Raw genomic sequence first — 13,325 nt, forward strand, 5'->3', positions numbered from 1 at the left:
GCTAGGCTCCTTCATCTTTCCTGGAGCAATCCGGGCAGTGAGCGGCAGATCCTGAATAGATGAGCCAGCCCGCGCCTGGCGCCATAGTACGGCCGGGAACAGGCGAGTGCTCACCCCGAGAAAACGGGCCGTGGATGGCGCAGCGGCCGCGCTCTTCACCACCGGAATAGCGGCGAGAGCACCGCGGCAAGGCGCTCTGGTGCACCACGCGCCCGGACCTCTTCGCCCCCGCGCTTGCCCGGGCTGGCCTAGCGGCTGATCCTGCCGATGATCAGCGCCAGGATGACCATCGCGGGCACCAGCATGATGCTCAGCCTCCTAGCCTGCGGTGGCTGGCGCGAGTGGCCGCGACTGTCGGAGCGCTGAGTCCGGTCTCGGAATAACTTTACACACATTTCGCGGATTGCGTGTAAGGCTCCCCTATAGGTGGTACACTCTTGATAATAAAGGATTTACACACAAAGTGCAAATTGTGTGTAAGGATGGTACCATCTCCCCCAGGAGGTACCGATGCCTGCCCAGATGCCCCTGCCGATCCAGACCATGTACGCCGAGCTGGTGGAACGGGCCCACCTTGGTCGGTTGACGGCCGATTTCGATGACCCCGCTGGGATCTTCGTGAAGCGCGCCATCAGCGGCCGGGAGTACTGGTATTTCCGGCCCCCCATGGTGAATGGCTCCGCGCGGCGTGACCGCTATGTCGGACTGGACAGTCCCGAGCTCCAGCATCGGATCGCCGAGCACCGCGTCGCGAAGGACAGCTACAAGCAGCGCCGCGCCTTGGTCTCGGCGCTCATCAGGACCGGCATGCAGGGGCCTGATGCGAGGACCGGGCGCATCTTGGAGGCTTTGTCCGACGCAGGCGTCTTCCGGATGAGGGCCGTCGTTGTCGGGACGACTGCATACCAGACCTATTCGGGGCTTCTTGGGATGAAGCTGGGAAGCACCAACGTCCGGACCGACGATCTCGACCTCGCTCAGTTCGAGGCGATCTCGATCGCGGTGGACGATCAAGTCGACCTGCCATTCCTCGAAATCCTCCGGCGCGTGGACAAGCACTTCGAGCCCATCCCTGAGGTGTTCGCGCCCGGCCGAGCGTGCCACTACGCGCTCGGAGACAGGTACCGGGTGGACCTGCTGACGCCCAACCGTGGTCCCGATGACGAGTCCCCGGTGGCGCTGCCCGCCCTGCAAACCGACGCGCAGCCTCTCCGGTACCTCGACTTCCTCATCTACGAGGAGGTGCAGGCGGTTGCGCTCTTCGGCGCCGGAGTCGCCATCAATGTGCCTTCGCCGGAGCGCTATTGCCTTCACAAGCTCATCGTGAGTCGCATGCGGATCCAGACGCCGGGCAGCCAGGCGAAAGCGCAAAAGGATCTCCGACAGGCTGGCGAGCTCCTGACAGTGTTGTGCGACCAGCGCCCTTACGAGATCCGCGACCTTTGGGAGGAATTGAACGAGCGCGGCCCGAAATGGCGCGAGAAGGCTATCGAGGCGATCGAACTGCTCGATGCGGCGGGCCACGCCACCGCCAGGGAAAAGTTGGAGAGCCTTGTCGGCAGCGTGGGCCCGAAGCCTTGACCTGTTGCCGCTTCGACCTGGGCTCACATCAGCCCTGAGCGGAGCCGCGGCCTTCCGGCGCATCCAGGCCGTGGCAGTGCCCGTGGACGCTGACCTCACCGAAGCTCAAGAAAGCCCGATGGTGCGCGCGCCAGAGAGGGCGGCGCAGAGTGAGAGAACGGAACGGAGCTCCGTGACGGGTTTGCAGGCACAGAGAGAGGCTCGCGGCCGGCCCGTTATGGAGACGCAAGCCCGGCGGCCGGCGCGGAGGTGCCAAGTCTCACTCCGGCCGCCCCTGCGGTCGAATCAGAGTGAGAGGGCCGAGGCGGTCTTCGTGACGGGTCGAGGGTCGGGAGAGAGGCTCCCGGCCGGCCCGTCATGGAGAAGCTCCATGTCGACGTCCGTCCCCATGATCGCGCTCTCCGCCTCGCGCGACATCCCCTTCAACCGTCTCGTGCTCAGCCAGGCGAATCTCCGGCGCATCAATGCCGGCGTCGCCATCGAGGAGCTGGCCGAGGACATCGCCCGACGCACCCTGCTGCAGAGCCTCACCGTCCGGCCAGTGCTGGACGAGGATGATGCCGAGACCGGCCTGTTCGAGGTGCCCTCGATCATGGGATGTGGCTCGCCGCTCCATCTCTGGCGATGCTGCAGAAGTGGCGAAGTCGAGGTGCCTCACGCAATCCGGGCAGAGGTCCCATTGCAGTCGGCTTCACTCTGTGAAGACCGTTCACGCCGTGGAGGCGGGAGGCAACATCGCGGCCAGCCGGCGCGCCAGGGGCGAGGCCAGCTCCCCCGGCAGATGGCAGATGACGAGGTCGCGCACCGCCCAGGCATCCGTCAGCTCCAGCGCCCGCACGCCGCTGTCGCGCAGGGCCCGCGTGACGGTGCTGGCCGACACCACCGCCACGCCGACGCCCGCGGCCACCATCCGCGCGACGGCGTCGAAGTTGCGCAGGCGGATGCGCGGCGCGAGCGCAACGCCGAGAGCCTCCGCCTGCCGCGCAATGTAGGTCTGGATCGCGGCGTTGGCGTCGAGCGCCACGAAGGCCTCGCCCAGCGCCTCGGCGAAGGCGATCTGCCGCCGAGCCGCGAAGCGGTGCCCGGGCGGGAGGATCAGCACCAGCCGCTCCCGCTGGAAGGGCAATACCTCGAGCCCCTCCAACTCGGTGCCGCCGATCACCACGCCGAGGTCGGCGCTGCGGTCCCGGACGGCGCGCAGGATATCCGCGGTCAGGGCTTCCCGGAGATCGACAGACACTTCGGGGTAAGCGGCCAGGAACCGCGCCAGAGCATCGGGGAGCAGGCGGACGATGGCCGTCGAATTGGCGAGCAGCCGGATCTCGCCGCGCGCATGACCGCGCCAGGCCCTGACCGCCGCATCCAGACGATCGGCCTGCAGCAGCACCGCGCGCGAATGCGCCAGCAGATCCTCGCCCGCCGCGGTCAGGGTCGAGCCGCGCGCCCCGCGCGCGAACAGCGCCACGCCCACATAGTCCTCCAGCGCCTTGAACCGCTCGGAGAGCGCAGAGGTCGAGAGGTTCGCGCGGCGGGCCGCGGCGGCGATCCCGCCCGCTTCGGCTGCCGCCACCAGCAGCCGCAGATCCATCAGATCAAACCGCATCACCCCCTCCATGGCGTTCGGCAAACCCGAAGCCTCCCATCGCATAAGACGGTTACGCCGGATGTTCCACCTCATGCCACGCTGGCCAGGAAGGGGCGGTTAGGCTGCCCAGGGCGTTTGCGAGGTGGGATGAAGGACTTCGACGCAGCATTTGCCGAGGCATCGCCCGGGACCCGGTTCCGGGCGCGCATCCCTTTCGGCCAGACCGCCTCCGGCCTTCCGCTCGGCATCCCAATCGTCGGCCTGCGCGGACGGCAGGACGGCCCCTGCCTCTGGATCAACGGCCAGGTCCATGGCGACGAGATCAACGGCATCCTGGCCGCTTTCGATTTCATCAACGGTTTGGACCCGGCAGCACTCCGCGGCAGCGTGGTGCTGTCCACCACCGCCAATCCGCTGGCGCTCGACGCGCGCACCAAGAAGACGACGCTCGACGACGAGGATCTCGACCAGGCCTTCCCGGGCCGCGCCGACGGCTTCGCCACCGAGCGCATGGCGGCGGCGCTGTTTCGCCCGATCGCCGCGCATGCCGACGTCACCGTCAACATGCATTCGCACGGCACGCGCTACGACAGCGCGCCCTATGCGGTCTACAAGCTGCATCCCAAGGCGGTGGTGGCGGAAGCGGCGCTGCTGCGCCTGACCGCGCATTTCCATCCGATGGCGACCTGCCGCATGTCGGTGATGCCCGGGCAGGGCGAGCTGCCGGGCAACATCGCCGGCGCGCTCGACTATCAGCTCCTCGAACACGGCCGCGCCGCCTTCATGATCGAGCTCGGCGGCGGCGGCCGCGCGGAACCCGCCTTCATCGACCAGGCGGTGCGCGGCTTCCGCTCGCTCGCGGCCGATCTCGGCCTGCTGCCCAATGCGCCCGTCGATCTGGCCGCGACGCTGCGCCGGGTGACCGCGCGCGGCCACGTCACCGCCGATCGCGGCGGCTTCGCCCGGCAGGCGGCGGCTATCGGCACGGTCGCCGCCGCAGGCACGCCGCTGCTCCGCCTCTGCGACGCCTATGGCGAGGCGCTGCCGCCCATCTGCCTGCCGCGGGACGTCTTCATCCTGGGGTTGCGGCGGGATCCCGTCGTCCACACCGGCGACCGCCTCGCCTATGTCGCCCGCGAATGGGACGAGGTCCGGATTTCCTGATGTCGGAGGCTGCATGATGACGCTTCGGCGGCGCGCATTCCACGGCCTGGCGGCGGCATCGCTGCTCGGCACCGGCTCCGCGGCGCGCGCGCAGGAGCGATGGCCGGCGCGCCCGATCAGCTTCATCGTCACCTATGCGCCGGGCGGCTCCGCCGATCTGCTGGCCAGGGCACTGGCGCCGGGCATGGCCGAATTCCTGGGCCAGCCGGTGGTGGTCGAGAACCGGGCCGGCGCCGGCGGCAATGTCGGCAGCGCCATCCTCGCTCGCGCGGCGCCGGACGGCTACACGATCGGCATGGGCGCGACGGGCTCGCACGCCATCAACAAGGCGCTGTTCGGCGCGCGCCTGCCCTACGACCCGGAGGCCAGCTTCACGCCGATCTCCCTCATCCAGCAGCAGCCGAACCTGGTGCTGCTGGGCAATGCGGTGCCGGCGCGCGGCGTCGCGGAATTCGTCGCCTGGGCGAAGACGCAGGTCGGCGTGCAGTTCGGCACCTCCGGCGTCGGCTCCTCCCCGCACCTGACCGGCGCCATGATCGGCGACGCCTTCGGCATCGCCATGGAACATGTGCCCTACCGCAGCGGCGGCGAGGCGCTGACCGCGCTCGCCGCGGGCCAGGTGCCGGTCGTCATCGACAACATTATCACCGCCGCGCAGTTCGCGCTGGATGGGCGCGCCCGCGCGCTGGCCGTCAGCTCCGCCGCGCGCTCGGCGCTGCTGCCCGCGGTGCCGAGCTTCGCTGAATCCGGCGCGCCGGGCTTCGACCTCGTCTCCTGGCAGGCGCTGTTCGGCCCGGCCGGCCTGCCTGCCCCGATCGCCACGCGGCTGGGCGAAGCGCTGCGGCACGCGCTCCGGACGCCGACGGTGGACCGGCTGCTGCGCGAGGGCGGCGCCGAGCCGATCGGCGGCACGCCGGAGGCGCTGGCGGCCTTCCTGGCCGCGGAGATCCCGAAATGGGCCCGGCTGGTGCGCCTCTCCGGCGCCGCGATCAACTGACGCATGGCAAGCAAGGGAACCATATGACCACCAAGGCACTGGCCGATTTCGTCGCCACGCTCCGGTATGAGGATTTGCCCGAAGCGGTCGTCAGCCAGGCTTGTCGGCTCATCCTGGATGCCGTCGGCTGCGCGGTCTCGGCCTGGACCGAGGATCCCGAGAAGGCCCGCATCGCCCGCGACATTGCGACCCTCTACCCTGCTTCGCCTGGCGCTGGCGTCATCGGCGCTCCAGACGTTGTGGCGCAGCCGGCCTTCGCGGCGCTGGCCAACGGCATCCTCATCAACGCCGCCGACAACGACGACACCCACAAGCGCGCCCTCCTCCATGTCGGATCCGTCGTCGTGCCGACGGCGCTGGCCCTCGCCGAGACCGAGCGCCTCTCCGGCCGCGACCTGATCGTCGCCCTGGTCGCGGGCTATGAGGTTGCGGTGCGCGTCGGCATGGCCGTGATGCCGACGCATTACCGCTTCTGGCATTCGACCGCGACCAACGGCACCTTGGGCGCTGCCGCGGCGGCGGCCAAGGCGCTTCGCCTCGATGCCGCGGCGACCCGCATGGCGCTCGGCCTCGCCGGCACTCAGGCCGCCGGCCTCAACACCTTCTTCGAATCCGGCGACATGACCAAGAGCATCCATCCCGGCAAGGCCGCGCTGAACGGGGTGCTTTCGGCGCAGCTGGCCCGCCTCGGCGCCACCAGCCCGCCGACAATTCTGGAACACCCGAAGGGCTATCTCAACGCCTTCTCCCTGGAGCCCAAGCTGGAGGCCCTCACTGCCGGCCTCGGTGCCGAATGGGAGATCCTGCAGAACGGCTTCAAGTTCTTCCCCTCGATTCTCGCCAGCCATTCGCCAATCCAGGCGACGCTTGCCATCGTGCAGCGTCACGCGATCGATCCGGCGCGGATCGCGCGCGTCACCAATGAAACCTACACGACGGTGAGCACCCACTTCTCATCCAAAGAGGTGGGCTCGGTCATGGCGGCGCGGGTCTCGGTGCCCTATTGCATTGCGGTCGCGGCGGTGGACCGGGTGCTCACCCAGGCGCAATTCGCGCCAGCGCGCATCCACGATCCGCTGGTCCGTCAGGTGCTGTCGCGCACCGAGGTGATCGCCGATCCGGCGCTCGACGCGCTCTACCCGGCGAAGTTCCCGGCCCGGGTCACCATCACGCTTGATGACGGCCAAGCCTTCAGCGAGACGGTCCTGTTGCCGAAGGGTGATCCCGGCGCGCCACTCAGCGACCAGGAGATTGATGAGAAGTTCCAGGCCAATTGCGCGGGACTCTTGAGCGCGAACGCCGTCGATCGGCTGCGCGCCGCTATTCTTGGGCTGCCCGAAGCGGCTGCGACTGCAGGCTTTCCGGCTTTAACGCGCTAATCGGAGCGGGCCGGGCCGCTCACCGCAGCAATCTGATCTCCGCACGATCTGCACCGATGGGTAGCAGTTTGCCTGACAGTGATGACGGTCGCGCCTGAGACGGATCAGGAGAACACGGCCGCAAGAGGCGAGATTGATTGATGCGAGTTCGCGACCGACGGCATCCTTTCGCCATGTGGCCGCGCCCCTGAGCGCCACCAACCGCGCGGATCGGCGCGCCGGCGGCACAGACGAAGAGGAAGGCGATGTCGCCGGCGAAGCCGAGATCGAGCAGCGATCGAGAGCGCCTCCATCACCGCCCGCATCAGGGCGGCGGTTTCGCAGCGTGCCGTCCGCGGCGTAGCGCTCCGTCCAGATGGAGCCCTCAGCGGCGCCAACGAGGGTCGCGCCTTGATGAAAGGCATTGCGCAGTGCGAGGCCGGCGGCGGGCCGCGGCAGCAGGTCAGGCGAGAACAGCCCGGTGGCCATCACCGAGCGCGCCCGCAGTGGCACGCGTCGGCGCTGCACCGCCGGGTTCGTGCATCCCTGCCGGCCCTTGTCCCCTCTCCCGGAGCTGCCAATTCGATGAGCGGGCGCTCCAGCCCTCGGCGAGGCCGACCGTGCCCGCTAGGACCATCCAGCGCGCCATCCAGGCCTATGACGGCAGCGCCAGGACGCCAGCCTGAACGGCTCAGGTGCCCAGCCAGAGGCGCGGATCGGATGCGAACGGATCTGTCGACAGGACGGCTGCCTCGGCGCACGTGAATGCCGCGGATTCAGAAGCAGATTGGTCGCTGCTGGCGCAATTGCCCGCTCTGACCGTCAAAGCCCGACAGCGGCCCTTTACGGCGAGAGCGATCTCCCCAACCATGACCATTGGCGCGCTCGGGCTACGACGGTTCGGCCGGCACCGGCCTCGGGAGCGCTAATGTCGATGGAGACAAGGGTGCGTTTTGACTTCTACCTGAAGAATATCGACGCAGTCGAAGGCTGGCTTACTCCTACCACTGCCTTCATTTCCTATTTCTTGATGATTCACCAGACCGAACTTGGTATCCGCGGCAATGCCTGCGAGATCGGTGTCCATCATGGAAAGTACCTGATCGCCCTCGCTTGTGCCCTAGCCGCAGAAGAATCGGCTCTTGCCGTGGATCTGTTCGAAGACCAGGATCAAAATATCGACGGATCAGGCTGCGGAGACCGCTCCATTTTGACGCGGAACTTTGGCCATTTCCTTCCCCCGGACAGTCTTGTCGTAAAAAAAGCGAATTCGCTCGACCTCGGTCCGGCTGACATTACAACCTATGGGATGCCACGCTTCTTTTCGGTCGATGGCGGCCATACTGAAGCGGTTACGTGCCACGACCTCCGCCTCGCAGAACAGTCCGTTTGCCCAGGCGGCATCGTGGCGCTTGACGACATCCTGAACTACCACTGGACCGGTGTCCTAAGCGGCTATGCCCGATACAAGTACAATGGGGGAGGGCTGAAAGCCTTCGCGCTTGTGCCAAACAAACTCTTACTCTCGGATGCCGCCTTCGCGCCTAGGTATGGCACTTTCATGCGCGATCGCTTTCCCCTTTTTGCGGAAAAGTTCGGCAAGGAAATGCTATCAGACCTGATCGACGTCTATGGCGATCGCCCGGACCTTCTCGAGATGCCGCTTCAGAAGATCGACCGACTGCAGCGGGACCTCGCCGCCGCCAACGAAAAGGCATCTCGCATGGACGCCGATAACGCCGAATTACGCGGCCAACTGGCCCTGATCCTTCACTCGAAGCGGTATCGGCTCGCCTCGAAGTTCGCCGGCCTTTATCGCAGGGTGCTCGGCGGTGGCTGATCGGCGCGGCATCACCGCACAGCACACCCCCGTATCCTCAGAGGCCCCCCGCGGTCGCACGATCTGCCACTCACGTCGCGGCGGCTGATCGCACCTTCTGTCACGCGTGGTAAAGGGATCCCGACGTGTCGCGTGTATTGGCCTACGGCAGCAAAGGCATCGATGCGCGGCGCGTGCTGGTCTACGGCAATTGCCAAAGCCCCTATCTCGCCCGCCTGCTGAGCGGCATCGAGGGGCTCAACGACGACTATCAGTTCGTCTATGTGCCCAACCACGCCGCGCCAGGTGAGGACGTCGCCGAGCTGCCCGACTGGTGTTTCGAGAACGTCGCACTGCTGATCGAACAACACGACGACCGCGCCGTTGTCCCGGTGCGGGAGCACATGCGATCGCGCCTCAAGGCCGGCTGCCGTAAGATCACGCATCCGACGTTCCTGCTGGCGTCGCTGTGGCCCTTCGAGTGCCCAGACCCTCGATCTCGCCCAGAGGCCGACCTCCTCTGGGGACGCTACCCACATGGAGACATGATAGGGTTGAAAGTCGCCGAGATGGGACTTCACGGTGACGCTGCCGTCGACGCCTATCTGAGCCTCTCCGCCCGCAAGATGCCGGACCTCATGGTGCGGCTGCAGCGCGATGTCGACAGGATGCGCCACTACGACCGCTGCTGCGACATCGCTCTCGCTGACTATGTACTCGACCGCTTCAGGCGCGAACATACGTTCTGGACCTGGGGGCACACCGCCACCGCACCACTGGCGGAGCTGACACAGCGTCTATGGGCCGCGGCGCAACCGGTGATCGGGGGCAACGCACAGGAGGCCGAACGCGGTATCGGGAGGATAGCCAGTCAGTTCGAGGGGATCGGCGAGCTTCAACTGCCGATTCATCCGATGGTGGCCGCGGCGCTCGACCTCACGTTCTGGTCGCCTGATAAGCGCTACCGGTGGTACGGGCAGCACTGGACCTTCCACGAGTACATCGCCCACTACATTAGCTACGATACCGGCTGGTCGGCCGTTCAATGACTTCGCCTCCAATACCAGCACTTCGTGTCGACGGGCATCATGGCATCCGTGATCCCGCGCTCGCGTCGGAACGTGTCGACGGCCTCACGGCAATACGTCCAATCGTCCTCGCCGTAATCGTCAATGATGATATAGCCGCCGGGCGACACGCGATCATACAGATGCTGAAGCGCAACCATGGTTGAATCATGGTAATCCCCGTCCAACCGCAAAATGGAAAGCCGCTCGATCGGCGCCGCCGGCAGCGTATCCTCGAACCATCCTGGGAGAAATCGCACCTGCTCGTCGAGAAGACCGTAGCGCTGGAAATTTGCCCGCACCTCGTCGATGCCCGCCGCGAGGTGGCCGAATGCCTCTTGCATGACCGGACTGTGATGCGCTTTTGCTTCCTTCGGAAAGCGCACAGGGTCCGGCTCAGGCAAGCCTTCGAACGAATCTGCTACCCAGACGTGACGGTCGACGACGCCATAAGATTTCAAGATCGCGCGCATCAGGATGGTGGCGCCGCCGCGCCATACGCCGGTCTCGATCAGGTCGCCCGGAACGGCGCGCGCCAACACGTCCTCGACACAGGCCTGCAGATTGTCGAGACGGATCAGGGGAAGCATCGAAGCGGCCCGGCCCTGGATGTAATGCCTGCGGAAATCCAAGATGAAGCGAGGCCCACCGACGGCCGCATCCGGCTCGCCAGCATGCAAGGTATCCGTAAGCGTCTTTTTCAGGAGATCGAGATACAGAGCGGCCGCCGGTCCCCCCACGTCGTCCATGCCGCGGCTGACCGACTTGTTCTTGTTCACCGCAAGCTCCCCTTCTCCGTTCCGAGCCATGGCGAGAATATCCCACATGCCTTGTCTTAGATCATTGATCGCATCCGTGATGCAGGTGGATGCGGCATCGCTCCGCGAGGAGGATGGCGTGGAGACCATGGCCATCTGGGACAGCCTGCGGGTGATCACGCTCGCTTCGATGATCGAGTTCCACTACGACATCGTGCTCGCCAACGCTGACATCGAGAATCTGACGAGCGTGCAGCGCGTGCGAGACGTGGTCGCCCGCTATGCTCAATCCTGAGGACATCGCCAAGGAGGTCGCGACGCTGCGCCAGCGGCTTGCCGGCCCGAAGCTCACGCTCGCCGATGTCACAGCCTGCGGGCAAGCGGCGAACCGCCTCGCCGAGGCGGCCGAAGCCGCCGCCCAGCCGGTGGAGCGCATCGCCCTCGCCGGCGATACCACGCTCGACCTGCTGGCGCAGGCGGTTGCTTGCGCGCTCCTCCAGGAAGGGATGCTAGCGCGAATCTTTGTGGCGCCTATTGGCACCGGTACCCAGCAGATCCTGGACAGCGGCTCCGACCTACACGCCTTCAGACCGGGCATGGTGCTCCTGGTGCCTGACTGGCGCAGCGCTATCGCGCCGCTGCCGACCGACAGCATGGCCGCAGCCGCGGCAGCGGATGCGGCTCAGATCGATATGTACCGGTCGCTGTGGGGCACTCTGACGGCGCGGCGTTATCGGGTCCTGCAGCAGACGCTCGTGCCGCCGCCCTGGACGCTGCGCGGCGTGGCCGATCGTCGCTCCCCTGCGTCGGTCGTGCGGCGGGTAGAGGCACTGAACGAAGCGCTCATCGACGCCAGCGACGGTCAAGTCACCTGGCTGGAGGCCGACCGTATGGCGGCGCAGGTCGGCCTTCATGCCTGGTCCGCTCCGCGCTTCCACCATGCGGCGAAGCTCGGCTTCGATCCGCGCTTCCTGGTCGACTACCTGCCATGGTTCAGGGGCGCTTGGCGCGCCGCCACCGGCCGAGCGAAGAAGGTGCTGGTGGTCGACCTCGATGATACCCTCTGGGGCGGCACGATTGGCGATCTGGGGGTGGATGCCGTGGCACTCGGCCCGGCGCACGGCGCGGCCGGCGAAGCCTTTGCGTCGTGGCAGGACTATCTCGCCATGCTGGGCCGCCGCGGCGTGATCCTCGCGGTCTGCAGCAAGAATGCGCCGGAACATGCACTCGCCGGATTCGACCACCCGCATGCAGCGCTGCGCCGCGATGACTTCGCGTCCTGCGTCTGTTCATGGGATGACAAAGCCACGGGTCTGCGACGCATCGCCGCGGAATTGTCGCTCGGCGTCGATGCCCTGGTCTTCGCCGATGACAACCCGGCGGAGACAGCGCTCGTACGCCAGGTTCTGCCGGAGGTGGAGACCGTGGACCTCGGCGTCGATCCGGCGCAATTTGTCCAGCGCCTGGAAGCCGGGCATTGGTTTGACCTGCAAGCGCTGACCGAGGCCGATCTGCACCGGCGCGCAGCCTATGCCGGTCGTCGGCTTGCGCTCGAGACCCGGACCAGCACGGCCGATCTCAGCAGCTACCTGTCGGGTCTGCAAATGGCCGGACGGCTCGATCCGGCCCTGGTAAAGGATTTGCCGCGCATCGCGCAGCTCGAGCTCAAGACGAACCAGTTCAATCTCACGACGCGCCGTTATTCCCAAGCCGAACTCGCCACCTTTGCGGCCCGGGAGGACCGCCTGCTGCTCACCTTCTCCTTGCGCGACAGATTCGCCAATCACGGCCTCACCGCCGCGATCGTCGCGGCCGCCGAAGGCGATACCCTCCGGATCGACAGCTGGGTCATGAGCTGCCGGATCTTCAGCCGCTCCGCCGAGCAATTCATCATCGTCAGGCTTGCGGAACTGGCCCGGTCGCGCGGCATTGGCACGCTGATCGGCGAATATGCTCCTACGGCCAGGAACGACGTGGTCGCCGATCTTTATCCGCGTCTCGGATTCTCCCCCTCTGGCAGCGGCGGCTTATGGCTCCGCCCTCTGGATCGCCCGCTCGATGATCTCGCTTGCTGGATTGCGGTTGAATCAGACCCGGCTACCCACCTCGATTCGAATGGATGAGACCATGCCGCACGCCGAGGCAACGCCGTCCGGCGCCGCGCCGGACGCGGACAACCGCGAAGCGACGCCGGCGCGCGACGAATGCATCTTCTACCACGTCATCGATCTGCCTGACGAAGCCGCCACGCCGGGATCCTGGGATTTCCGGGACACTGAGGTCGAATACCACGGCGGCTTCGAGTTCGCCGGGAAGCGAGTGCTCGAAATCGGCACCGCGACAGGTTCGCATGCATTCTGGATGGAGCGCCAAGGCGCCGATGTGCTGCCTTACGATCTGACGCCGCGCCACAGTTGGGACCTGCTCCCGGCACCCGTCCAGGACTCCCGCCAAGTCGACATGCGGATGCGGAAGCTGATCGGGGAGATCAACGCCGGCTTCCGGTACTGCCGAGACCGATTGGGCTCCAAGTTGTCGCTGCATGGCGGCACTGCGTATGATATCCCGACCGCGCTGGGCGAATTCGACGTCATCGTCTTCGCATCGGTGCTCCTGCATCTCCGTGATCCGATGGGCGCGCTGCAGCGCGCGGCCTGTCGGGCGAAGACGATCATCATCTGCGATCGCTACTGGCCGTCGCTGGACAATGCGCGACCAGACGCGCAGTTCGCGCCAAGGCTCGGAGATGAGCTTCCCTGGGGGGGCTGGACCTGGTGGTACGTCTCTCCCAAGGCCTACGAGGCCATGCTGCAGCTTCTTGGCTTCACCTCCTTTCGGACTACGGTTTCAGGCCATCTCCACATTCCGAGCCGCGATCGCATCGCCCTGTACACCCTGATCGCTTCTCGCTCCTGACTCGCCCACCCGTCACCGCATGTCAGTCTGCTCAACGACCCTGCCGCCCGAGGAAACCCATTCGAGCGGACGAACCCGCC

Annotated in this window: 11 protein-coding genes and 1 pseudogene; 10 read left to right on the plus strand and 2 right to left on the minus strand. The window is 66.5% G+C overall.

Features of this window, described 5'->3' with window-relative positions:
* Positions 1-510 precede the first annotated feature (510 nt).
* Positions 511-1,581 carry a nucleotidyltransferase family protein gene (locus GXW71_RS22605; RefSeq protein WP_246526793.1) on the plus strand — a complete coding sequence of 357 codons (1,071 nt, stop codon included), beginning with the start codon at positions 511-513 and terminating at the stop codon, positions 1,579-1,581.
* Between the two features lie 370 nt (positions 1,582-1,951).
* Positions 1,952-2,170, plus strand: a pseudogene (locus GXW71_RS34930) (DNA-binding protein); the annotation flags it as partial.
* A 120-nt stretch (positions 2,171-2,290) separates the two neighbouring features.
* Here the strand turns inward: GXW71_RS34930 and GXW71_RS22610 are convergent.
* Entirely contained in the window at positions 2,291-3,184 is an 894-nt protein-coding gene (locus GXW71_RS22610; protein ID WP_211854953.1) for a LysR substrate-binding domain-containing protein, read from the minus strand.
* Between the two features lie 129 nt (positions 3,185-3,313).
* Here GXW71_RS22610 and GXW71_RS22615 point away from each other — a divergent pair, with 129 nt between their 5' ends.
* The 5 genes from GXW71_RS22615 to GXW71_RS22635 all read left to right on the plus strand — a co-directional run bounded on the left by GXW71_RS22615 (position 3,314) and on the right by GXW71_RS22635 (position 9,553).
* The gene (locus GXW71_RS22615) at positions 3,314-4,330 is read left to right on the plus strand and encodes a M14 family metallopeptidase (protein WP_211854954.1); all 1,017 of its coding nucleotides are present in this window, start codon (positions 3,314-3,316) and stop codon (positions 4,328-4,330) included.
* A gap of 13 nt (positions 4,331-4,343) precedes the next feature.
* Entirely contained in the window at positions 4,344-5,327 is a 984-nt protein-coding gene (locus GXW71_RS22620) for a Bug family tripartite tricarboxylate transporter substrate binding protein (protein WP_211854955.1), read from the plus strand.
* 23 nt (positions 5,328-5,350) lie between these two features.
* A complete protein-coding gene (locus GXW71_RS22625; RefSeq protein ID WP_211854956.1) occupies positions 5,351-6,706 on the plus strand; it encodes an MmgE/PrpD family protein in 1,356 nt (451 codons plus the stop codon).
* A 925-nt stretch (positions 6,707-7,631) separates the two neighbouring features.
* On the plus strand, positions 7,632-8,525 hold the full coding sequence (locus GXW71_RS22630; RefSeq protein ID WP_211854957.1) for a class I SAM-dependent methyltransferase: 894 nt from the start codon (positions 7,632-7,634) through the stop codon (positions 8,523-8,525).
* Between the two features lie 125 nt (positions 8,526-8,650).
* Positions 8,651-9,553, plus strand: a complete 903-nt coding sequence (locus GXW71_RS22635) for a WcbI family polysaccharide biosynthesis putative acetyltransferase (protein ID WP_211854958.1) — start codon at positions 8,651-8,653, stop codon at positions 9,551-9,553.
* Here GXW71_RS22635 and GXW71_RS22640 read toward each other — a convergent pair.
* Positions 9,547-10,350, minus strand: coding sequence for a TylF/MycF/NovP-related O-methyltransferase (locus GXW71_RS22640; RefSeq protein ID WP_211854959.1), 804 nt, complete (start codon positions 10,348-10,350; stop codon positions 9,547-9,549). The two genes, GXW71_RS22635 and GXW71_RS22640, sit on opposite strands and share 7 nt — an antisense overlap.
* A 76-nt stretch (positions 10,351-10,426) precedes the next feature.
* Here GXW71_RS22640 and GXW71_RS22645 point away from each other — a divergent pair, with 76 nt between their 5' ends.
* The 3 genes from GXW71_RS22645 to GXW71_RS22655 are packed head-to-tail and all read left to right on the plus strand — an operon-like array spanning position 10,427 to position 13,245.
* Positions 10,427-10,624: a hypothetical protein gene (locus GXW71_RS22645; RefSeq protein ID WP_211854960.1), complete on the plus strand. Its 198-nt coding sequence runs from the start codon at positions 10,427-10,429 to the stop codon at positions 10,622-10,624.
* Positions 10,611-12,452 carry an HAD-IIIC family phosphatase gene (locus GXW71_RS22650; protein WP_211854961.1) on the plus strand — a complete coding sequence of 614 codons (1,842 nt, stop codon included), beginning with the start codon at positions 10,611-10,613 and terminating at the stop codon, positions 12,450-12,452. Before GXW71_RS22645 ends, GXW71_RS22650 begins: the two co-directional genes overlap by 14 nt.
* A gap of 4 nt (positions 12,453-12,456) precedes the next feature.
* On the plus strand, positions 12,457-13,245 hold the full coding sequence (locus GXW71_RS22655) for a class I SAM-dependent methyltransferase (RefSeq protein WP_211854962.1): 789 nt from the start codon (positions 12,457-12,459) through the stop codon (positions 13,243-13,245).
* Positions 13,246-13,325 lie beyond the last annotated feature (80 nt).

It is taken from the genome of Plastoroseomonas hellenica, from assembly GCF_018129085.1.
GTDB classification, from domain to species: Bacteria; Pseudomonadota; Alphaproteobacteria; order Acetobacterales; family Acetobacteraceae; genus Plastoroseomonas; species Plastoroseomonas hellenica.